Source organism: Hymenobacter antarcticus, assembly GCF_039539545.1.
Lineage (GTDB): Bacteria > Bacteroidota > Bacteroidia > Cytophagales > Hymenobacteraceae > Hymenobacter > Hymenobacter antarcticus.
In genome coordinates this window covers 24,273-45,244 of record NZ_BAABDI010000004.1, presented here as the reverse complement: position 1 = coordinate 45,244, position 20,972 = coordinate 24,273, and the positions used below count along the sequence as shown (strand labels likewise).

Genomic DNA, 20,972 nt, shown 5'->3' with positions numbered 1-20,972 from the left:
GCGCAGACTCGCGGACTACAAAGTCCGCGCTACATCCCCCGAGGCGCTTTAACAATGAGAATGCGTGACATCAGTTATAGAAGTTGCGGAGCCTCCCGCCGCCCGTTCGGCGGGCAGCGGCGCACTTTCTCAGCGCCAGGTTTGGTTGAGTGAATAGCAACCGGGGTTTTTAGCAGGACTACCCCACCCCTGCGCCGTACCTTTGCGCCCGAATACCCCGCGACCCCATGATTTCAATCTCCGACCTCGACTTCCACTTTGGCTCCCGTGCGCTGTACGATAACGCCAGCCTGCACATCAAGCCCAAGGACAAAATTGGCCTCATCGGCCTCAATGGCACCGGCAAATCCACGCTGCTGCGCCTGCTGGTGGGCGAGTACAAGGCCGACGGCGGCAACATTTCGATGGCTAAGGACGTGAGCCTGGGCTTCCTGAACCAGGACTTGCTGAGCTACGACACGCACGAAAGCATTCTGCACGTGGCCATGCAGGCCTTTGAGGAAGCCCTGGAGCTGCAGAAGAAGATTGACGACATTCTGGTGCTGTTCGAAACCGACTACTCCGACGACCTGATTGACAAGCTGGCCACCATGCAGGAGCGGTTTGAGGCGCTGGGCGGCTACACCATGCAGTCGCGCGCCGAGGAGATTCTCGAAGGCCTAGGCTTCAGCACCGAGGAGCTGACCAAGCCGCTGAAGTCCTTTTCGGGCGGCTGGCGCATGCGCGTGATGCTGGCTAAAATCCTGTTACAGCAGCCCTCCCTTCTGCTCCTCGACGAACCCACCAACCACCTGGACTTGCCGAGTATCAAGTGGATAGAAAACTACCTGGCCGACTATGAGGGCGCGGTTATCATCGTGAGTCACGACCGCGAATTCCTGGACCGCACCACCAACACGACCGTGGAGGTGATTGGTGGCAAGCTGGTGCCCTACGCCGGCAACTACTCCTATTACCTGGAGGAAAAAGAGGAACGCAACCTCATTCAGAAGGGCGCTTTTGAAAACCAGCAGTCCCAAATCCGGGCCGCCGAGCGCTTCATCGAGCGCTTCAAGGCCAAAGCCAGCAAGGCCAAGCAGGCCCAGAGCCGCGTGAAGGCGCTCGATAAGCTCGAGCGCATCGAGGACGTGGCCAGCGACGCGGCCAAAATCAACATGAAGTTTACCTTCAAAACTGAGCCCGGCCGCCACATTCTCCGCATGGAGCACGTGACCAAGAAGTACGACCAGAAGCTGATTTTCCGCGACACGAACGTGCACATCGAGCGGGGCGACAAAATCGCGCTAATCGGAGCCAATGGCAAGGGCAAGTCCACGCTCATGCGCCTCGTGGCGGGCACCGAGGCCCCCACCGCCGGCAAACACCAGCTGGGCCACAACGTGATTATGTCGTTCTACGCCCAGCACCAGCTGGAGTCGCTGACGCTGGATAACGAGATTTTGCAGGAGATGAGCGAGGCCGGCTCGAAGCGCAACGACATGGAGCTGCGCTCGGTGCTGGGTTCGTTTCTGTTCACGGGCGAGGAGGTTTTCAAGAAAATCAAAGTCCTGAGCGGAGGCGAGAAAAGCCGCGTGGCGCTGGCCAAAACCCTGATTTCGGAAGCCAACTTCCTACTGCTCGACGAACCGACCAACCACCTGGACATGGTGTCGGTAAACATCCTGATTCAGGCCCTGGAGCAGTACCAGGGCACGTTCATCGTCATCAGTCACGACCGTTTCTTCGTGGAGAATGTGGCCACCAAAATCTGGTACATCGAGGATTTCCAGCTGAAAGAGTACCCCGGCACCTACGCTGAATACGAGACGTGGCAGGAGGACCGCGAAAAGGCCGCCAAGAAGGCCGGCCTGCCCAGCCCCTCGGCCCCCAAGCCCGTGCCAGTAGAGCAGCCCAAAACGGTGCACGTATCCAACAGCAACGACGCCAAGAAGGCCGCCAAAGAGCTGGCTGAAGTAGAAGCCCGCATCACCGCGCTCGAAAAAGAGCTGGCGATTTACGAAGCCCAACTAGCCGACTCGGCCATCTATGCCAACGCGGCGATGCTGAAGGACGCCACCCTCAAATTTGAAGCGGTGAAGAAGGAACTGACGGCCCAGACCAAGCGCTGGGAGGAGTTGATGTAACCGAGAAAATCCTCAGTTGCTGAGGCTCATGGGCGGCGTCGTTTCAAGGAATATCCCCTTGAAGCGACGCCGCTTTTTTTATTCAGTTTTTGGAGTGCAAAGCTGAATCTTCACCAATTATAATCTGTGGTTATAAAACCATCAATTAAATCAATTTTGATTATGAAAAGAGTAGTTGTAAATTTGTCTCAATCCCAGCTTTCCGAGCGGACTAAACTCAGCATCATCGACTGATTAATTCTATCGAAGAAGCTGGCTACCATATCGGAACGCTCGATTTTCGACTCTCAAAATTCGCAGAACAGGACGACCTAAAAATCAATCTCAAGATGGAAAATAACCTGCACAGCCTCCCCCCGGAAAATTCGATTCTCTACGAGCTGAATGAGCCCGCGGCTCAATGCCCGTTTAGCAGCGGCGCGCTGAAACAGAGCGCCGGCGGTGGCCGCACCAACCGCGAATGGTGGCCCAACCTACTGAAGTTGAGCATCCTGCGCCAGCACGCAGCCCCTTCCAATCCGCTGGGCCAGGACTTCAACTACGCCGAGGAGTTCAAGAAGCTGGACCTTAATGCCGTCAAGCAAGACCTGTTCGCGCTGATGACGGATTCGCAGGACTGGTGGCCGGCCGACTACGGGCACTACGGCCCGTTCTTCGTGCGGATGGCCTGGCACAGCGCCGGTACCTACCGCATCGGCGATGGCCGCGGCGGCAGTGGCTCCGGTGCCCAGCGCTTTGCGCCCCTCAACAGCTGGCCCGACAACGCCAACCTGGATAAAGCCCGCCTGCTGCTCTGGCCCATCAAACAGAAATATGGTCAGAAGATTTCCTGGGCCGACCTGATTGTCCTCGCCGGCAACTGCGCCCTGGAGTCGATGAACTTCCAACCCTTCGGTTTTGGTGCCGGACGCGACGACGTCTGGGAGCCCGAGCAGGATATTTACTGGGGCCCCGAAACCGAGTGGCTGGGCGACAAGCGCTACACCGATAAGCGGGAGCTGGACAACCCCCTGGCCGCCGTGCAGATGGGCCTCATCTACGTGAACCCCGAAGGCCCCAACGGCGTGCCCGACCCGGTGCGCTCGGCCCACGACATCCGCGAAACGTTCGGCCGCATGGCCATGAACGACGAGGAGACGGTGGCGCTGATTGCCGGCGGCCACACCTTCGGCAAAACCCACGGGGCGGCCAACCCCGGCGAGCACGTGGGCATGGAGCCCGCCGGCGCCAGCCTGGAAGAGATGAGCACGGGCTGGAGCAACAGCTTCGGCAAAGGCCACGGCGGCGACACTATTACCAGCGGCCTCGAAGGGGCCTGGACCCGTACGCCCGCCCTGTGGAGCAACGACTACTTCGACAACCTGTTCGGTTTCGAGTGGGAGCTGACCAAGGGCCCCGGCGGAGCGCACCAGTGGCGGCCCGTGAACGGCGGCGGTGCCGGCACCATTCCCGATGCCCACGACCCGGCCAAGAAGCACGCTCCCTTCATGCTCACCACGGACATCGCCCTGCGGGTCGACCCGCGATATGAAGTCATTTCCAAGCGCTTCCACGAGAACCCCGACGAGTTTGCCGATGCCTTTGCCCGGGCCTGGTTCAAGCTGACGCACCGCGACATGGGCCCGAAAGAGCGGTACCTGGGCCCGGAAGTGCCCACGGAAGAGCTGCTCTGGCAAGACCCCATCCCGACCGTCACTTATCAAGTGATTGATGAGCAGGATATCGCCGCGCTGAAAGGCAAGATTAAGGATTCGGGCCTGTCGGTGTACCAGTTGGTATCCACCGCCTGGGCCTCGGCCTCCACCTACCGCAGCTCCGACATGCGGGGCGGCACCAACGGTGGTCGTCTTCGCCTGGCCCCGCAGCGGAATTGGGAAGTAAACAAGCCGGCCGAGCTGGCGCAGGTGCTCCAGAAGCTGGAAGGCATCCAGCGGGAATTCAACGGTGCCCAAACCGGCGGCAAGCAGGTTTCCATGGCCGACCTGATTGTCCTCGCCGGTGGTGTGGGCATCGAGCAGGCTGCTCAGCAGGGCGGGCATGAGGTGACGGTTCCGTTCACCGCCGGCCGCGCCGATGCTTCCCAGGAGCAAACCGACGTAGCGTCGTTTGCGGCCATGGAGCCGGCCGCCGATGGCTTCCGCAACTACCTGAAGTCCCACCACAAGGCGTCGGCTGAAGAAATGCTGGTCGACAAAGCCCAGCTCCTGACCCTGAGCGCGCCCGAGCTCACGGTGCTATTCGGTGGCCTGCGGGCCATCAACATCAACTTCGACCAGTCGCAGCACGGCGTCTTCACCGACCGCCCGGGTGCTTTAACTGCTGACTACTTCGTGAACCTGCTCGACATGGGCACCACCTGGAAATCGACGTCGGACGCCCAGAATACCTTCAACGGCCGCAACCGCAAGACCGGAGAAGTGAAGTGGACCGGCTCCCGCGTGGACCTGATTTTCGGCTCGAACTCCGAGCTGCGGGCCCTGGCCGAAGTGTACGGCTGCTCGGATGCCCAGGAGAAGTTCACAACGGACTTTGTGGCCGTGTGGAGCAAGGTGATGAACCTCGGCCGCTTCGACCTGGCCTAAGAGTAGCGCAGCCTAACCGGCCGCAGACAGTTGCATTATTGTGCGTTAAAAAAAGGTGGCCTTGCAAGAGGCCACCTTTTTTTTTGAGTAGAGCTGATGCGCGGTGTGCGGCTGGCACGCCTCTCAGGTGAACGCCGGCCGCTCTCGGACGAGGCCAGCAGCCGGTGGGGGCCGTACTTTCGCGTCATGCGCCTTCTCATCTTCGCTTCCCTCCTGCTCGCTACCGCCTGTGTGCCGCTGGGCACGCCCATCACCAGCACCAACCCCGCCGCGCCCGGCCAGCAGAAGCCCCCGGAATATTACGCCGACAAAACCCTGCGCTACCAGGACTACACGTACGCGCCCGACGTGCGCAGCGTGCAGTGCTACGTGGCCTCGGGCCAGCCCAACGAGGTGTTTAGACCGCCGGTGGTGCCGCTGGGCCAGAGCCCCGGCATCTTGCTGGAGTTTGATGTGCTGGGCGAGCAAAGCCAGCGCTACACGGCCAAGCTCATTCACTGCGACGTGGACTGGAAGCCGTCGGTGCTCACCGACATGCAGTTTCTGAACGAGATAAACGAGTTTCTCATCACCGACTTCCGGGTGGGCACCGGCACCAAAGTGCCGTATTTCCACTACCGGCTGCGGGCCCCACAGGTGAAAATAAGCGGCAACTACCTGCTGGTGGTGCAAAGTTCGGGCAGCGTGCCCGTGGTGTCGCGCCGGCTGCTGGTGTATGAAAACCGCGTGCAGGCGAGCCTGCAGCCCGGTATTGTGATTGGCGGGCAGGAGCGGTTCACGCTGCAACAGCTCGACTTTGCCATCGGCTACGCCAGCGTGGACCTGGTGAACCCGGCCGTGGAGGTGAAAGTGGTGCTGCGCCAGAACTTCCGTTGGGACAACGCCAAGTACAACCTGCGCCCCACGTTCGTGCGCGACGCCGAGCGCCGGCTCGAATACCAGTTTTTCGGCTTCGAAAACGCTTTCCCCGGCCTGAGCGAATACCGATTCTTTGATACCCGCTCGGTGCAGGCTGCCGGCATTGGCGTGCTGCGCGTGGACCCGCGCGCCACGCCCGTCACGGCCGTGCTGCAGCCCGAAGTCACGCGCAGCCTACAGGCCTACAACCAGTACCAGGATGCCAACGGTCAGCGCGTATTCGAAAGCCGCGAGTTCGGCAACGGCGACGTGAACGCCGACTATGCCGACGTCACCTTCCAGCTAAAGGCCACCCAGGCTGCCCCCGGGCCGGTTTACGTGTTCGGCGCGCTCACCGACTGGCAGCTCAAAGACGAGTTTCGCCTCGCCTATGACGAAGCCCAGCAGCTCTACACCGGCCACGCGCTGCTTAAGCAAGGCTACTACAACTACGACTTTGCAGTGGCCGGCGCCCGCGGCGCGGTTCCCAACGAAGTGTATTTCGAAGGCACGCATAACGAAACCGAAAACCAGTATGACCTGCTGGTGTACTACCGCCCGCCCGGAACCCGCACCGACCTGCTCATCGGCTACCAGACCGTGGGTTTCAACAGCCGCCAATAGCGAGGCTCAACAACCCACTGCGGCCAGTTGCGTTTGTTAGCACAAATCACCCAGCCGTTGATGGGCGGACCGCATCCGGCCCGCCGTCCGGTTCCTGGCACCTCTTTCTTATGAAAACACGTCATACCCTGCGCCTTGGCGCGGCTGCCATCCTGCTGTTTAGCGGCTGCGCCGTGAACCCCGTGACCGGCAAAAAAGAAGTCATTCTGGTATCCGAAGGCCAGGAAGTGGCCATGGGCGCGCAGTCGGACCCGGCCGTAACGGCCCAGTTTGGCTTGTACCAGGACCCGAAGATGCAGAAGTTCATCGACGAGAAAGGCCAGAAAATGGCCGCCATTTCCCACCGTAGCAACCTCAAATACCAGTTCAAAGTCGTCGACTCGCCGGTGATTAACGCCTTTGCCGTGCCCGGCGGCTACGTGTATTTCACGCGGGGCATCATGGCGCACTTCAACAACGAGGCCCAGTTTGCGGGCGTGCTCGGCCACGAAATCGGGCACGTGACGGCCCGGCACTCGGCCCGGCAGCAAACCAAGGCCATTCTGGGCCAGGTGGGGCTGATGGGGGCCATGATACTCTCGCCCCAGGTGGCGCAGTTCGGCAACCAGGCCATGCAGGGCATGCAGCTGCTGTTTCTGAAATTCGGGCGTGACGACGAGCGGCAGTCCGACGAGCTGGGCGTGCAATACTCGTCCAAAATTGGCTACGATGCCAGCCAGATGGCCGATTTCTTCCAAACCCTGTCCCGCGAGCAGGCCAAGAGCGGCAAAGAAGCCATTCCCGATTTTCTCTCGACCCACCCCAACCCCGAAGACCGGTACGCCACCGTGAAGCAGCTGGCCGAGCAGTGGAAGCAGGCCAACGGCAATCCCAAGCTCGCCGTGAACCGCGACCAGTACCTGCGCCTCATCGACGGCATGGTGTACGGCGAGGACCCCAAGCAGGGCTTCGTCGAAAACAGCGTGTTTTACCACCCCGAGCTGAAAATCCGCTTCCCCGTGCCCACCGGCTGGAAGCACCAGAACACGCCCCAGCAATTTCAGATGGCCGACCCCGCCGGCAAAGCCCTGCTCATTCTGATGACGGCCCCCGGCGCTTCGCTCGACGAGGCTGCCCAGGCCATTGCCAAGCAGCTCAGTCTGCAGGCCGCCGAGGCCCCGCGCCGCACCACCCTCAACGGCTTTCCGGCCCTGGTCTTCGTGGCCGACCAGGTGCAGCAGGACCAGCAAACCGGCCAGCAAGTGGCGGGCGTGCGGGTATTGGGCCACATCATTCAGGACGGCAAAACCTTATACGCCCTGCTCGGCGTGGCCGCCCCGGCTGATTTTCCGGCCTACGCGCCGCAGTTCAGCGGCGTGGCCGAAGCCTTCCAGCGCCTGAGCGAACCCGATAAGCTCAACCGCCAGCCCGAGCGCATCCGCATCGTGAAGTTGAAGTTGCGCAGCAACCTATCCAAAGCTCTCAGCACCAACGGCGTGCCCGAAAAACGACTGGAGGAAATGGCCATTCTCAACGGCATGCAGCTCAACGAGCAGGTGAACGCCGGCTCCCTGATTAAGGTGGTGGGAAAATAACTGGCATTATGTTGGTTTAACCGCACTTGTGCTTGCCGTGCAACCCTGTTCCCAGCGGTGCGTTCCAAGCTCAGCCGTCGCAGCTCATGCGGCGCATTTAGCTTACTTTTTGGACTATGAATTTTTCCTTCCTGCGTACCGGTGCCGCGCTGCTCCTGCCCCTCACGTTGGTCAGCGCCATTCCCACCAGCCCCAACCAGGGCCCCAAGCCCGACCCCCAGGTACTGGCCCAGTTCGGCCTCTACAACAACCCCACGCTGCAACGCCTGATTGACACCAAAGGCCAGCAGATGAACAAAGTATCGGACCGCCCCGGTGACTACGGCTTCACCATCGTGGACTCGCCCGTCATCAATGCCTTCGCCACGCCCGATGGCCACGTGTACTTCACGCGGGGCATTATGGCCCACTTCAACAGCGAGGCCCAGTTTGCCGGCGTGCTCGGCCACGAGCTTGGCCACATCACGGCCCGGCACGGCCAAAGCCAACAGCGTCGCTCCACGGCCGCCGGCATTGGCCTACTGCTTGGCTCCATCATCGCACCCAAAATCGCGCAGTCCATCGGCGGCATTGCGCAGCAGGGCCTCGGCGTATTGTTCCTGAAATACGGCCGCGACGATGAGCGGGAGTCCGACCAGCTGGGCGTGAAATATTCGACTAAGATTGGCTACGACGCCAGCCAGATGGCCGACTTCTTCCAAACCCTGCAGCGCAACCAGGCGGCCAGCGGCGGCTCCAGCGTTCCTGATTTCCTCTCCTCCCACCCCAACTCGGCCGACCGCTATTCCACGGTAAAAAAACTTGCCGCCCAAGCCAAGCAAAACGCCGGTGGCCGCCAGCTCAATGTGGGCCGCGACACCTACCTACGCATGATTGAGGGCCTGCCCTACGGCGACGACCCGCGCCAGGGCTACGTGGAAAGCGGCGTGTTTTACCACCCCGACCTAAAGTTCCGGATGCCCGTGCCCTCGGGCTGGAAGTCGCAGAACTCGCCTTCCCAGTTCCAGATGGGCGAGCCCAACGGCAAAGCCATGATAGTGCTGGTGCCCGCCAGCGGCAACTCGCTGGACGAGGCCGCTCAGGGCTTGGCTAAGGCCGTCGGCCTGCAATCGGCTAATGCGCAACGCACGACCATCAACGGCTTCCCGGCCGTGGTGATGCAGGGCGAGCAAGCCGCTCAGCAAAACCAAGCCGGAGCCGCCGTGCTGGCCCACGTCATCCAGGACGGCAGCAACTACTACGGCATCGTTGGTCTCACGGCACCGGCCTCCCTATCTGCCTACGCCAACACTTTTAATGGCGTGGCCCAAGGCTTCGCCCGCCTCACCGACGCCAGCAAGCTGAACCGCCAGTCGGACAAAATCCGCATCAAAGCCGCCACCGGTAGCCAAACTCTGGCCCAGGCCCTCACCGCGTCCGGGGTGCCCAGCCGCCGCCACGAGGAACTGGCTATTCTCAACGGCATGCAGCGCACCGACCGTTTGAGCAAAGGCATGCTGTATAAGACGGTGGGCCGGTAAAATCACTGATTGACACGGATTTTAGCGGATTTCACGGATTTTGTAGTCGATTCTCAGAACTGATATGTCACGAAAAAAGGCTTGCCACTTGGCAAGCCTTTTTGGTTTTAAGTAGTCGTTCAAAAGTAACCGTATTCGAGTCGGGCCTGCCGGTCTGACCGCCCCAGGCGGTCTGACCGGTTGAAGAAACAACGATTTTGGTCAAACGGCAACCGGTTAGACCGCCTAGGGCGGTCGGACCGGGGCATTCGATTACTTATGCATGAGTGCTTAATCGACTACAAAATCCGTGAAATCCGCTAAAATCCGTGCCAATCAGTGATTCTAGACGTTGAAGCGGAAGTGCATGATGTCGCCGTCCTGCACCACGTAGTCTTTGCCTTCCACGGCCATTTTGCCGGCTTCTTTGATTTTCACTTCGGTCTTGTACTCCTGGTAATCCGGCAGCTTAATAACCTCGGCACGGATGAAACCTTTCTCGAAATCGGAGTGAATAACGCCGGCCGCGGCGGGCGCTTTGTCGCCGCGGTGCACGGTCCAGGCGCGCACTTCCTGCACACCGGCGGTGAAGTAAGTAATCAGGTTCAGCAACTCGTAGCTGGCCCGGATTAGCTTGTTCAGGCCCGACTCGGTGAGGCCGTATTCGCCCAGAAACATAGCCTTCTCCTCGGGGTCTTCCATCTCGGCAATCTGCGCCTCAATGGCTGCCGATACCAGTACCACCTGGGCACCTTCGGCCTTCACGTGTTCGCGCAGGGCGGTTACGTGGTGGTTGCCGTTGGCCGCAATGCTGGCTTCGTCCACGTTGGCCACGTAAATCACGGGCTTGATGGTGAGCAGCTGTAAGTCGGCCACGGCCTCCAGCTCGTCGGCGGTGGCAACCACGGCGCGGGCGTTCTGGCCGGCTTCCAGCTCGGCTTTGAAGCGCTGGAGCACGGTTACTTCCTTCTTGGCCAGGGCATCGCCGGCCTTGGCGCTGCGCTCCGACTTCACCAGCTTCTTATCGATGCTCTCCAAATCCTTGATTTGCAGCTCGGTGTCGATAACGTCTTTGTCGAAAACGGGGTCAACCCCGCCGGCTACGTGCACGATATTAGCGTCGTCGAAGCAGCGCACTACGTGGATGATGGCGTCTACTTCGCGGATGTTGGCGAGGAATTTATTGCCCAGGCCTTCGCCCTTGCTGGCACCTTTCACGAGGCCGGCGATGTCCACGAATTCGATAATCGTGGGCAGCACGCGCTTGGGATTCACGAGGGCTTCCAGTATCTGCAGGCGCTCATCGGGCACGGTGATAACGCCCACGTTGGGCTCGATGGTGCAGAACGGGTAGTTGGCCGATTCGGCCTTGGCGTTCGATAACGCGTTGAAAAGAGTGGATTTACCGACGTTCGGCAAGCCGACGATACCGCAGCGGAGGCCCATGCTTCGAATTAAAAATTATGAATTAAAAATTATGAATTGGGGACAATTCGGGCGCAAAGGTACGGCTTGCAACCACGCAAAACGGCGCGAACGGATGCTCATCCATTCGCGCCGCTGAAATCGGGCTAAAAAATTAACCGCTAACCACTAATCATTCACCACTAATGCCTAGTAGTTGTCGTCGCTCCGGTTGGGGTCGAAGGCGGGGCGGTCAAGCTCCGGCCGGGGGCGGTCGGGCTCCGGCGCGGGGCGGTCGGGCTCGCGGCGGGGCTGGTCGCGGTCGTCGTAGTCGCGGGGGCGGTCAAGCTCGGCTACTTCTTCGGGGCTCAGCAGCTCTTCGCGCACGTAGTACACGGCATCCTGCAGGGCATCCACGAATTTGAGAAAGTCCTCCTTATATAGGAAGATTTTATGCTTTTCGTAGCTCACGGTCTCGTCGCCGTTCTGGCGCCGCTTGCTTTCGGTGATGGTCAGGTAGTAATCCTGACCGCGGGTGGCTTTCACGTCGAAGAAGTACGTGCGCTTGCCGGCTTTAATGCGTTGGGAATAAATTTCTTCCTGGTCGTGACGGTCGTCCACGGCGTTGGGTTGGGGTATGAGTGGGAAATAGAATCGGTCGATTGATTGAAAGGGCTAACTTACGAAATGCGGGCCAAAGATAAACGGTTGGCGTGGCGGTGGTGTTGATGATTGGCAACGCCACCAGCCCGTCTACAGAACGTCATGCAGAGCGTAGCGAAGCATCTTTACCTCAATACTATTCCTTTCAATTGAGTTACTGCTGCGGCAAAGATGCTTCGCTGCGCTCTGCATGACCGTGCTTTTACGCCGTTCTTTATGCTCCCGTACTCCCTGCCCATGCCCCTCGACCTCGCCGCCATCCGCTCCTTCGAAAACCTCGAATTTCTGGCCCGCCAGCTGGTCGATGGGTTTATTACCGGGCTGCACCAGTCGCCGTACCACGGCTTTTCGGTCGAGTTTTCGGAGCACCGCCTCTACAACCCCGGCGAGAGCACGCGGCACATCGACTGGAAGGTATTTGCCCGCACCGATAAGCTGTTCGTGAAGCGTTACGAGGAAGAAACCAACCTGCGGGCGCACATTTTGCTCGACGTAAGCCCCAGCATGTACTACCCCGCGCCGGGCTACGACAAGCTGAAATTCAGCATTCTGGCCGCCGCGGCGCTCACCACGCTGCTCACCCGCCAGCGCGATGCCGTGGGCCTCGTCACCTTCGCCGATACCATTGAGCTGCAAACGCCGGTGCGCTCCACCAGCACCCACCGCCACACCCTGCTGCTGGCCCTGCAACAGCTGCTGGAGCGCCCGCCCGCGCCCAAAACGGGCCGGGGCACCGACGTGGCCGGCACCATCCACGCCATCGCCCAGCAGATTCCGAAACGCTCGCTCGTCATTCTCTTTAGTGACATGCTGGGGCGCGGCGCGGCCGAGCAGGACGCGGCGCTGTCTGCTTTGCAGCACCTCAAGCATCAGCACCACGAGGTACTGCTTTTCCACGTGCTGGACCGGGCCACCGAGGCCGATTTTGAATTCGCCGAGCGCCCCTACATTTTCGAGGACGTGGAAACCGGCCTCGAAATCAAGCTCCAACCCGGCCAGATTAAGGAGCAGTACCGCGCCGCCATGACGGCCTACGAGCAGGAGCTGGCGCTGCGCTGCGGCCAGCTCCGCATCGATTTTGTGCCCGTAGACGTACGTGAGCCCTTCGAGAAAGTATTGTATGCCTACCTGGTGAAGCGCGGCAAGGTGCGGTAGCTCACTGCCCTGCCGGCTCGTTCTTATTTCCTTCGTCTCTATTTCCGAATTCGTGTTTCAGCTTCGCCTTCTCCTCATTCTCACGGTTTCGCTGCTGGTCTTCGCGCCCATCACGGGCTACATTGCTTACAGCTACGGCCGGTCGTTTTGGCGGTGGTTTGGGTTTGGCATGGTGGTGCCATTCGTGTCCGTGTTCGTGGCTTTGTTCGTGGCCATGCGCACCCGGGCCGCCGAGGACGAGGCCACTGCCCGCCCGCCCCGCTCCTAGCAGCTTTTGCCAGGTCTGAAACCTGTTGCAACGCCCCTTCAGGCTCTTATTGACAGCTCATCAGCCGTACCTTTGCCGTGATAGTATCACCGCTGCGTTGCTATGATTGAGGCCCTACTTGTTATTCTGACCCCGCTGTTTTTCATGCCGCTTATGACGGCGTTTATGGCTTCCAGCCACGGCCGCTCGTTCTGGCGGTGGTTTGGCATCGGCTGTGCGCTGCCCTACCTCTCGCTGTTCGTGGTTATGTTCGTGGTACACCACGATAAGAAAAAGCTCACCGCGGCGCTGGCTGCCTAGATTACTTGCCCCGCCAGCGCGGTATTTCAGTCGATTTCTTTGCTCACCTCTTCCCCCTTTTATGTACCAATCCCTGCTCCTTATTCATTCCTGGTCCCGCTGGTTCGTGCTGATTTTCGGCCTCATTGCCGTGTACCGCGCCTACGTGGGCTGGACGGCCCGCCGCCCCTTCCTGAGCGCCGATAACGGCATGGGGGCCAGCTTCTCGGGCTTCATGTGGCTACAGGTACTCATCGGGCTCGGCTTGTATTTCGGCCTCAGCCCCTGGGGCCTGAACGCCATGAAGCAAGCCGGGGCCATGAAGGACCCCACCAAACGCTTTTTCGGCCTGGAGCACGTCGTCGTGATGATTCTGGCCGCCATCGTGGCCCAAGTGGGCCGCATCGTCGTCAAAAAAACGTCTGATGCCACCCTGAAGCACCGGAAGGCGTTGACCTACTTCGGCATTGCCCTGGTGCTGGTGCTGATTATGATTCCGTGGGGCATCTGGAACCCGTACCGGCCGCTGTTCCGGTTCTAAGCGCTGGTTGAACCTATAAAAAACACCTTCTCACTACTATGCGGGAAGGTGTTTTTTTGTGGATACCAGACCAGCTACCGAAGTATGCCGCCCAATGCGGCGAGCCGTAAGGCGGCGACTTACTACCTGGCTCAGACTTCGCAGCACACCCCTGCCGCCGGGCTGAGTGCCCTTGCTTTATATGCGCCGCTTCCGATATTGCAATGCCATACATTTTCCTGGCCTCACACTTGGTATTCTGCGCTTATGTCATTTGATTACTCCACCCACCTGACGGCGGTAGTGGCCACCGAAGCCCTCGAAACTGCCCCCGGCGGCGGCCCGCCGGCCCACCACGCCTGCCTCGACTGCGGCGCGGCCCTGGCCGACCGGTTTTGCGCCCACTGCGGGCAGCCCGCCGACACGCACCGCATCACGCTGAAGCACCTGCTGTTTCACGACCTGCCCCACTCCGTGTGGCACGTCGACAAGGGGCTGGCGTACACGTTTTACCAGATGCTGACGCGCCCGGGGCTCACCATCCGGGGGTATCTGGCCGGGCAGCGCACGCGGCAGTTTCGGCCCATCAGCTACATGCTGCTGCTGCTGGGCCTATCGGCCCTGCTCATGTCGGCCTTTCAGCCGGCTTTGCTCAAGGCCATGGTTTCGGACCAGACGGAGCAGAACCCCGCGCTTGTCTCCGTGGTGATGGAACGCTACCTAACGCTCTACCTCAAACATCCGGCGCTGGGACAGCTCGTGCTGCTACCACTCAATACGTTGGCGGCTTGGTTCCTGCTGCGGCGCAAGGGCTACAATTTCGCCGAACTGCTGCTGGCCAATGCCTTCATTTCGGGGACACTTACCATCATCAACATGGCTATCATGCTGCCTGCGCTGCTGTTTGGCAACCCGACAACCCTCAAAATAGCCTCACAGCTGGTTTTTATCCCGACAGTGTTCTACTCGCTCTGGGTAAATGCGCAGCTGCTGCTGGCGGCCCCGCTTACAACGGTGCGGCGCTACGGCCGGGCGCTGAGTATTGCCCTGCTGCAAGTTGTTCTGATGTTCGTGGCTATTATGGTGTTTATCATCATCCTCACGGTGCAGGTGCTGCGCGAGCGGCCCGACTTGCGGCCCAACGCCACGCCGAAGAAGCCGCAGGCCGCCGCCACCCGGTAGTTGCGGCAGCCCACAACGACCTGCAGTTTCAGGTAGGCAGGCAGGCAAACAGGCCAATGTGGCGTTTGAAAGTGAGCACGGCGGGCACCGTCTCACGTCAAGCCAACCAGAAACTGAGCGGCCTGCCACCGGGGGGCGTTGTCTCATTTTCAATTTTTGCTTACTAAGTTTGACCCGCTACGTATGAGGCGTAGCACCCCGCTATACTGCCCGATTATCCCTTGTTGTTTTGCCCGTGTCCACCGCGCCGCACCGTTCCTACACCGTAGAGGACTTCACCGATTTGATAAATGCCCGCCTGCAGCAGCTGGAGCGGCGCAAAGAAGCGCAGCAGCGCTTTGGCACCCTCTTGGTGGTGCTGCGCCAGCAGGTCGATGCGTACCGGCAACGGCACACGGCCAACTGAAAATCAGTCCTGAGCGTTCAGCGGCAATATCCGCTGCTGGCCCGCCGTTTTGCTTTTCATCACATAATTGTCTTGCATTTTGAATGCCCGCCTCTCCTGAGGCGGGCATTTTTTGTGCCCCATCGCCAAAAATCCTACCTTCGTCGCCTCACTCCCCCATTCCCACCCACCCATGACCAACCCACAAGACCACGCCCACATCGGCGGCCAGCCGCTGCGCCCCGAAAGTTTGATGATGAGCTACGGCTACACGCCGGCCTGGAGCGAAGGCGCCATCAAGCCCCCTATTTTTCAGACTTCGACCTTCGTTTTTAAGAACGCGGAGGAAGGCAAGGCCTTTTTCGAGCTGGCCTACGGCCTGCGCCAGCAGGGCCCCGACGAAGAAATGGGCCTCATCTACTCCCGCCTGAACAACCCCAGCCTGGAGATTCTGGAGCACCGCCTCTGCCTCTGGGACGGGGCCGAGGAAGCCGCCAGCTTCGCCAGCGGCATGGCCGCCATCAGCACCACGCTGCTGGCCCTGCTGCAGCCCGGCGACGTGGTGCTGCACTCCGAGCCGGTGTACGGCGGCTCCGATTTCTTCCTGAAAAACGTGCTGCGCAAGTTTGGCATTGAGGCCGTGGGCTTCCGGCCGACGGACACGCCCGCGCAGCTGGCCGCCCGCGCCGCCGCCATCGCCCCCGGCCGCCTGGCCATGATTTTCGTGGAAACCCCCGCCAACCCCACCAACCACCTCGTGGACCTGGAAGCCTGCGCCGCCCTGGCCCGGCAGTACGCCACGGCCGATAAGCCCGTGCGCCTCGTGGTGGATAATACCTTCCTGGGCCCGGTTTTTCAGCACCCGCTGAAGCACGGCGCCGATGTGGTGCTGTACTCGGCCACCAAGTTTCTGGGCGGCCACTCCGACCTGATTGCCGGCGCGGCCCTGGCCAGCAAGCCGCTGATGAAGGAAATCAAGGCCATGCGCACCTTCATGGGCACCATGTGCGACCCCAACACCGGCTGGATGCTCATGCGCTCCCTCGAAACCCTGAAGCTGCGCATGGAGCGCGCCGCCCAATCGGCCCAAATCATTGCCGACTGGCTGCGCGCGCACCCGCTGGTGGCCCGCACCTACTACCTCACCCACCTCGAACACAACCCCGCCCAGCAGGACATCTACCGCCGCCACTGCCTCTCGCCGGGCTCCATGATTTCGTTCGACATCCGGGGCGGCGAGGCCGAAGCCTTCCGCTTCCTCAACGCCCTCAAGCTCATTAAGCTGGCCGTGAGCCTGGGTGGCACCGAAAGCCTCGCCGAGCACCCCGGCACCATGACCCACTCCGACATCACGCTGGATGAGCAGCGCGAAATGGGCATCACCCCCCAAATGATTCGTCTCAGCATCGGCGTGGAAGACCCGCAGGACCTGATGCTCGATTTGAACCAGGCCTTTGAGGCCGTGGGGATGGTGAAGGAGCGGGCGCTGGAAATGGCGTAGCCTCACGATGCCAGCAATGCGGCTGAATCACCTCAGCAGTTTCTTTAGAGCCTAACCAAAAAACAGCCCTGGACTTGTATAAGGCCAGGGCTGTTTTTTGGTTAGGCGCTTATCCAGCGCGGGGCACTGCTGTAAGACCGGACCAATGGGCCGCTAATTGGAGGAGCCCAGCGTGCCTTGGTCCACGTAGAAATATTTGCTGGTGCCACCGGTGCCGTTGCCCCAGGCGTTGAGGTCGAAGGTGCCGGTACCGGCGGGGGTGCCGGCAATCTGGTACACGCGCACGGCCTGCCGGCCGCGGTTCCAGTGGAGGCGGGTGCCGCTGACGCAGGTTTCGGGGGCGTTGGCGCTGCCGTTCTGGCTAAGAAAAAAGGCCCGGCCCCGGCCAAACACTTTGCCCGTACCGTCGGCCCCGATGCACACGGCCGTGGCTTCTTCTACGCCAATGCCCCGGCCTACCACGCCGAAGTCCTGGCTCAGCCGGGCCAGGAAAGCAACCAGACGCCCGCTGCGGTCGGGGTTGTTGAAATGGGTGTCGGTCACCACGTCGGCCAGGTAGGGGGTATTGAGGAAATCGTTGCGGCCCAGGGTGAGCAGGCTGTTGTAGGGGTTGGCCAGGGCTTCGGCCGAGGTGATAGTGCCGTTGAGGGCGCTGAAGTAGGTGCGCCCCTGAATGGCGCAGCCCGCCGAAGTGCCCCCAATGGGCACTTGCTTGGTATTGCGCAAGTAGTTGAGAGCGTCTTCGAGCTTGGTACCTTTCCAGAAGTTGACGTAATTGGCCTGGTCGCCGCCGGCGATGAACACGGCTTCGGCCGCGCGCACCCGGGCTTCTACCTCGGGGGCATTGGCCAGCGCACGGGAGTTGATGAGCAGGGTTTCGCAGGAATTGACGCCGCCGAGCTCGCTAAAAACATAGGTGTTGTAGGCCGCTGTGCCCGAGGCGCGCAGCACCACAAAATCACCGCCGCCAGCCTTGGCAACCATCCACCGGATGGCCTCGTCCACGTCGGTGCTGCCGCCCATGAGCACGGTACCGCCGGTGGTAGGGCCCGTCGCGTCGGCCGGGTCGCCGGCAATGCCCAGCGAGCCAGTGAGATTCGGTGCCAGTGGCGCAGCGGGCGGCACCACTTGGGTTGGTTTGCAAAAGCTGAGCGTGCCCAGCAACGCCGCATTCAGGAACAACAAACGAAAACGCATAGGCCGAACGAAAAGTAGCGAGAACAACAACCAACCAGCACCGACGGGCTGCCCGGAAGTAGGCCGGGAAGGTAGCGCCTCTCCTTCAATAATCCATAACCAAAGCGGCGCAATACCCGCCCTCATTCGTTGGACAAACCTTGAAGCCGCCATATGTGGCGCGGGTTCAGCGCAGCGCATTGCCTGTATCCGGCTGCAATGCAGCCGCCTGCGCCGCCGAGCAGTGGCAATAATACCCGCAAAATACCCCCAAGTAAAACCGCAAAGAGCCTGCCGCTGGGAAGCGACAGGCTCTTCTGTTTCGAATCAAGCAAAAATTACTGCCCCAACACAATCGCAAACACCAGCGGCGCGACAATCGTAGCGTCGCTTTCGATGATGAATTTCGGGGTTTTCTCACCCAGCTTGCCCCAGGTAATTTTCTCGTTGGGCACGGCCCCCGAGTAGCTGCCGTAGCTGGTGGTGGAATCCGAAATCTGGCAGAAATAGCCCCACAGCGGCACGCTGGTGCGGCCCAGGTCCTGGTGCAGCATGGGCACCACGCAGATGGGGAAGTCGCCGGCGATGCCGCCCCCGATTTGGAAGAAGCCCACCGTGCTGTCGTCGGTGGCCTGGGCGGTGTACCAGTCGGCCAGGTACATCATGTACTGGATGCCGGTGCGCATGGTGTGCACGTTCTTGATGTCGCCGGTCATGACGTGGCCGGCGTAGATGTTACCGAGCGTCGAATCTTCCCAGCCGGGGCAGATGATGGGCAGGTTTTTCTCGGCGGCGGCCAGCATCCAGGAATTCTTGGGGTCAATCTGGTAGTACTGCTCCAACTCGCCGGAGAGTAGGATTTGGTAGAAGAATTCGTGAGGAAAATAAGCCTCGCCGGCCTTGTCGGCCTTTTCCCAGAACTTCAGCACTGAGTGTTCGAGGCGGCGCATGGCCTCTTCCTCGGGGATGCAGGTATCGGTCACGCGGTTCATGTGGCGCTTGAGCAGCGCGGTTTCGTCGGCGGCCGTCAGGTCGCGGTAGTTCGGCACCCGCTCGTAGAAATCGTGGGCCACGAGGTTGAAGATATCCTCCTCCAAGTTGGCCCCGGTGCAGCTGATGATGTGCACTTTGTCCTGGCGAATAAGCTCGGCCAGCTGAATGCCCATTTCGGCGGTGCTCATGGCCCCGGCCAGGGTTATCATCATTTTGCCACCCTCGGCGAGGTGCTTGTTATAGCCATCGGCGGCATCGATGAGGGCGGCCGCGTTGAAGTGGCGGAAGTGGTGGCGGAGGAAATTGGTTACTTGCATGTAATTAGCTTTTAGCTGCCGGCCAGTAGCTGGCGGCTTTTGAGAAAAATGAATTAATTAACATTGGCCGGCGCTGGAATTTCCAGGTCGCGACAGATTTTGAGGGCGGTCGGGCCCTTCACCTCGTTGTGGCGCGGCACGGCTGAAACCGTGCGCAGAACCGGGTTGAAAAACACAGAATGGCTGCCGCCTTCCCGCTTCAATACGCAGCCGTGCTGTTCAAGATGCCGCAACAAGTCGCGCCGCTTCATCTAGGCCGCCAGCTGAATTGCCTCGCGGATTACCACGCGGCCGACCTGCTGCTCTTCGGCCAGCCCCCGCCGTACCTCAAGCACCATTTCCAGGGCTTCACGCAGGTTTTCGCGGGCCTCTTCCAGCGTTTCGCCCTGCGTATTCACGCCCGGAATTTCCTCTACGTAAGCCGAATATCCACCCTCGGCCACGGGTTCAAATACAGCGGTGAATTTCAGCGAAGCTTCCATAAAACAAGGTTTAGCTGGGTTGCTCAATCATCAGATTATGATTGGTGTAAATGCAGATATCAGCGGCAATGTGCAGGCCTTCTTCCACCATCTGGCGGGCGGTGAGGTGCGGCGCGTGCTTCTTGAGGGCCAGGGCGGCGGCCTGGGCATACATCGCGCCCGAGCCAATGGCGGCTACGTCGGAGTCGGGCTCCAGCACGTCGCCGGTGCCGCTCAGGATTAGCAGTTCGTCTTTATCGGCCACCACCATCATGGCTTCGAGCTTGCGCAGGTACTGGTCTTTGCGCCAGTCCTTGGCCAGCTCGATGGCGGCGCGCTTGAGGTTGCCGCCGTAGCTGGTCAGCTTCTCATCGAATTTATCGAGCAGCATGAAGGCATCGGCGGTGGAGCCGGCAAACCCGGTCACGACTTTGCCATCCTGCAGCTTGCGGATTTTGCGGACGTTGCTTTTGGCTACGTGCTTGTCCATGGTGGCCTGGCCGTCGGCGCCCACGGCAATTTCCCCGTTGTGACGCACCCCGAGGACGGTGGTAGAGCGAATTTTTGCTTGCATAGGGGCAAAAATACAACGCATACGTCAGGCTGGAGCAGAACGCAGAAAGAACGTCATGCCGAGCGCAGCCGAGGCATCTCGCGTGCAGCAGTAACCCAATCTTCGAAAAGGATTACTACCCCACGCGAGATACCTCGGCTGCGCTCGGCATGACGCTCTTTTTTCTCAGCTCAGAAAACCCTAGCTCGCCTACTTGCTTACCCGAAACTGGAGCTTGGCGAACAGGAAACGGCCGTTGCTGCCCATCTGCACCGCATCCCAGGCCCCCCCGTTTTCGGTGACCTGGGGATTGAAGAAGTCGGGGTACTCGTTGAACAGGTTGGACGCGCCCACCGAAAGGCGCAGCTGGTTGGTGAGGCTGTACGAGAGCGCCACGTCGGTGGTGAGGCGGTCGCGGTAGGCGTTGCGCTCCACATTGTAATCGTAGAGGAGGACGTGGCCAAACTGCACAAACCGCACCAGCGCGCCGAAGCGACCCAGGCTGTAATCAAACGTCAGGTTGACTTTGTACGGCGGAGCCGAGGCTTTCACGAAGGCCCGCTCGCGCACACCGAAGAAGATTTCTTCCTTACCGGCCAGGCCCGGCGTGGTTTGGGCATTGCCCACGATGAGCAGGCGGTTGAGATAAGTGGTGTGAGTAAACTATTTTTCATGAAGCATGCAGAATTAGAAAGTGGAGGGTAGACTTGCCCACCGGCACCTGATTGGCCGCGCGGCAGGCGCAAGCTAGTGCATTACCGCACAAAAAAACCAGCCGGGCGGGGCTGGTTTTTTTCATTATTCACTATTTTTTTG

General features: G+C 60.4%; 20 protein-coding genes. 12 read left to right on the top strand and 8 right to left on the bottom strand.

Features of this window, described 5'->3' with window-relative positions:
* Positions 1 to 227: 227 nt before the first annotated feature.
* The 5 genes from ABD819_RS04630 to ABD819_RS04610 all read left to right on the top strand — a co-directional run bounded on the left by ABD819_RS04630 (position 228) and on the right by ABD819_RS04610 (position 9,320).
* The gene (locus tag ABD819_RS04630; protein WP_345121488.1) at positions 228 to 2,123 is read left to right on the top strand and encodes an ABC-F family ATP-binding cassette domain-containing protein; all 1,896 of its coding nucleotides are present in this window, start codon (positions 228 to 230) and stop codon (positions 2,121 to 2,123) included.
* A 329-nt stretch (positions 2,124 to 2,452) separates the two neighbouring features.
* Positions 2,453 to 4,705: a catalase/peroxidase HPI gene (katG, locus tag ABD819_RS04625; RefSeq protein ID WP_345121486.1), complete on the top strand. Its 2,253-nt coding sequence runs from the start codon at positions 2,453 to 2,455 to the stop codon at positions 4,703 to 4,705.
* 186 nt (positions 4,706 to 4,891) lie between these two features.
* Positions 4,892 to 6,226: a type IX secretion system plug protein gene (locus ABD819_RS04620; RefSeq protein ID WP_345121484.1), complete on the top strand. Its 1,335-nt coding sequence runs from the start codon at positions 4,892 to 4,894 to the stop codon at positions 6,224 to 6,226.
* A 110-nt stretch (positions 6,227 to 6,336) separates the two neighbouring features.
* Positions 6,337 to 7,800: a M48 family metalloprotease gene (locus ABD819_RS04615; RefSeq protein WP_345121482.1), complete on the top strand. Its 1,464-nt coding sequence runs from the start codon at positions 6,337 to 6,339 to the stop codon at positions 7,798 to 7,800.
* Positions 7,801 to 7,916: 116 nt separating this feature from the next.
* Positions 7,917 to 9,320, top strand: a complete 1,404-nt coding sequence (locus ABD819_RS04610) for a M48 family metalloprotease (RefSeq protein ID WP_345121480.1) — start codon at positions 7,917 to 7,919, stop codon at positions 9,318 to 9,320.
* Between the two features lie 324 nt (positions 9,321 to 9,644).
* Here ABD819_RS04610 and ychF read toward each other — a convergent pair whose 3' ends face one another.
* Together ychF and ABD819_RS04600 are read right to left on the bottom strand one after the other, a co-directional pair.
* Entirely contained in the window at positions 9,645 to 10,745 is a 1,101-nt protein-coding gene (ychF, locus tag ABD819_RS04605) for a redox-regulated ATPase YchF (protein WP_345121477.1), read from the bottom strand.
* A gap of 168 nt (positions 10,746 to 10,913) precedes the next feature.
* Positions 10,914 to 11,324: a DUF3276 family protein gene (locus ABD819_RS04600; RefSeq protein ID WP_345121475.1), complete on the bottom strand. Its 411-nt coding sequence runs from the start codon at positions 11,322 to 11,324 to the stop codon at positions 10,914 to 10,916.
* A 273-nt stretch (positions 11,325 to 11,597) separates the two neighbouring features.
* Between ABD819_RS04600 and ABD819_RS04595 the strand changes: the two genes are divergently transcribed.
* The 7 genes from ABD819_RS04595 (at position 11,598) to ABD819_RS04565 (ending at position 16,656) form a co-directional block, all read left to right on the top strand.
* Positions 11,598 to 12,521 carry a DUF58 domain-containing protein gene (locus ABD819_RS04595; RefSeq protein ID WP_345121789.1) on the top strand — a complete coding sequence of 308 codons (924 nt, stop codon included), beginning with the start codon at positions 11,598 to 11,600 and terminating at the stop codon, positions 12,519 to 12,521.
* A 52-nt stretch (positions 12,522 to 12,573) separates the two neighbouring features.
* Positions 12,574 to 12,789 (top strand): hypothetical protein, encoded by a 216-nt coding sequence (locus ABD819_RS04590; RefSeq protein WP_345121473.1) that lies wholly within the window; start codon positions 12,574 to 12,576, stop codon positions 12,787 to 12,789.
* A gap of 102 nt (positions 12,790 to 12,891) precedes the next feature.
* Complete coding sequence (locus ABD819_RS04585) at positions 12,892 to 13,089, top strand: hypothetical protein (protein ID WP_345121471.1); 198 nt, start codon at positions 12,892 to 12,894, stop codon at positions 13,087 to 13,089.
* A gap of 61 nt (positions 13,090 to 13,150) precedes the next feature.
* Positions 13,151 to 13,609 (top strand): hypothetical protein, encoded by a 459-nt coding sequence (locus ABD819_RS04580; RefSeq protein ID WP_345121469.1) that lies wholly within the window; start codon positions 13,151 to 13,153, stop codon positions 13,607 to 13,609.
* Positions 13,610 to 13,855: 246 nt separating this feature from the next.
* Positions 13,856 to 14,770: a DUF3667 domain-containing protein gene (locus ABD819_RS04575; RefSeq protein WP_345121467.1), complete on the top strand. Its 915-nt coding sequence runs from the start codon at positions 13,856 to 13,858 to the stop codon at positions 14,768 to 14,770.
* A gap of 229 nt (positions 14,771 to 14,999) precedes the next feature.
* Positions 15,000 to 15,176, top strand: coding sequence for a hypothetical protein (locus ABD819_RS04570; protein WP_345121465.1), 177 nt, complete (start codon positions 15,000 to 15,002; stop codon positions 15,174 to 15,176).
* A 172-nt stretch (positions 15,177 to 15,348) separates the two neighbouring features.
* Complete coding sequence (locus ABD819_RS04565; protein WP_345121463.1) at positions 15,349 to 16,656, top strand: cystathionine gamma-synthase family protein; 1,308 nt, start codon at positions 15,349 to 15,351, stop codon at positions 16,654 to 16,656.
* A 153-nt stretch (positions 16,657 to 16,809) separates the two neighbouring features.
* Here the strand turns inward: ABD819_RS04565 and ABD819_RS04560 are convergent, their stop codons facing one another.
* The 6 genes from ABD819_RS04560 to ABD819_RS04535 form a co-directional block, all read right to left on the bottom strand.
* On the bottom strand, positions 16,810 to 17,853 hold the full coding sequence (locus ABD819_RS04560) for a cyanophycinase (RefSeq protein ID WP_345121461.1): 1,044 nt from the start codon (positions 17,851 to 17,853) through the stop codon (positions 16,810 to 16,812).
* A gap of 317 nt (positions 17,854 to 18,170) precedes the next feature.
* Positions 18,171 to 19,142 carry a deoxyhypusine synthase family protein gene (locus ABD819_RS04555; RefSeq protein WP_345121459.1) on the bottom strand — a complete coding sequence of 324 codons (972 nt, stop codon included), beginning with the start codon at positions 19,140 to 19,142 and terminating at the stop codon, positions 18,171 to 18,173.
* Between the two features lie 53 nt (positions 19,143 to 19,195).
* On the bottom strand, positions 19,196 to 19,393 hold the full coding sequence (locus ABD819_RS04550) for a type II toxin-antitoxin system HicA family toxin (protein ID WP_345121457.1): 198 nt from the start codon (positions 19,391 to 19,393) through the stop codon (positions 19,196 to 19,198).
* On the bottom strand, positions 19,394 to 19,624 hold the full coding sequence (locus tag ABD819_RS04545) for a type II toxin-antitoxin system HicB family antitoxin (RefSeq protein WP_345121454.1): 231 nt from the start codon (positions 19,622 to 19,624) through the stop codon (positions 19,394 to 19,396).
* 10 nt (positions 19,625 to 19,634) lie between these two features.
* A complete protein-coding gene (hslV, locus tag ABD819_RS04540; RefSeq protein WP_345121452.1) occupies positions 19,635 to 20,177 on the bottom strand; it encodes an ATP-dependent protease subunit HslV in 543 nt (180 codons plus the stop codon).
* A gap of 189 nt (positions 20,178 to 20,366) precedes the next feature.
* Positions 20,367 to 20,783, bottom strand: a complete 417-nt coding sequence (locus tag ABD819_RS04535; RefSeq protein ID WP_345121450.1) for a hypothetical protein — start codon at positions 20,781 to 20,783, stop codon at positions 20,367 to 20,369.
* Positions 20,784 to 20,972 lie beyond the last annotated feature (189 nt).

Excerpts from the sequence above, each read along its gene's own strand:
- ABD819_RS04630 (WP_345121488.1), top strand. The coding sequence starts at position 228 with ATGATTTCAATCTCCGACCTCGACTTCCACTTTGGCTCCCGTGCGCTG.
- katG (WP_345121486.1), top strand. The coding sequence starts at position 2,453 with ATGGAAAATAACCTGCACAGCCTCCCCCCGGAAAATTCGATTCTCTAC.
- ABD819_RS04620 (WP_345121484.1), top strand. The coding sequence starts at position 4,892 with ATGCGCCTTCTCATCTTCGCTTCCCTCCTGCTCGCTACCGCCTGTGTG.
- ABD819_RS04615 (WP_345121482.1), top strand. The coding sequence starts at position 6,337 with ATGAAAACACGTCATACCCTGCGCCTTGGCGCGGCTGCCATCCTGCTG.
- ABD819_RS04610 (WP_345121480.1), top strand. The coding sequence starts at position 7,917 with ATGAATTTTTCCTTCCTGCGTACCGGTGCCGCGCTGCTCCTGCCCCTC.
- ychF (WP_345121477.1), bottom strand. The coding sequence starts at position 10,745 with ATGGGCCTCCGCTGCGGTATCGTCGGCTTGCCGAACGTCGGTAAATCC.
- ABD819_RS04585 (WP_345121471.1), top strand. The coding sequence starts at position 12,892 with ATGATTGAGGCCCTACTTGTTATTCTGACCCCGCTGTTTTTCATGCCG.
- ABD819_RS04580 (WP_345121469.1), top strand. The coding sequence starts at position 13,151 with ATGTACCAATCCCTGCTCCTTATTCATTCCTGGTCCCGCTGGTTCGTG.
- ABD819_RS04575 (WP_345121467.1), top strand. The coding sequence starts at position 13,856 with ATGTCATTTGATTACTCCACCCACCTGACGGCGGTAGTGGCCACCGAA.
- ABD819_RS04565 (WP_345121463.1), top strand. The coding sequence starts at position 15,349 with ATGACCAACCCACAAGACCACGCCCACATCGGCGGCCAGCCGCTGCGC.
- ABD819_RS04560 (WP_345121461.1), bottom strand. The coding sequence starts at position 17,853 with ATGCGTTTTCGTTTGTTGTTCCTGAATGCGGCGTTGCTGGGCACGCTC.
- ABD819_RS04555 (WP_345121459.1), bottom strand. The coding sequence starts at position 19,142 with ATGCAAGTAACCAATTTCCTCCGCCACCACTTCCGCCACTTCAACGCG.
- ABD819_RS04550 (WP_345121457.1), bottom strand. The coding sequence starts at position 19,393 with ATGAAGCGGCGCGACTTGTTGCGGCATCTTGAACAGCACGGCTGCGTA.
- ABD819_RS04545 (WP_345121454.1), bottom strand. The coding sequence starts at position 19,624 with ATGGAAGCTTCGCTGAAATTCACCGCTGTATTTGAACCCGTGGCCGAG.
- hslV (WP_345121452.1), bottom strand. The coding sequence starts at position 20,177 with ATGCAAGCAAAAATTCGCTCTACCACCGTCCTCGGGGTGCGTCACAAC.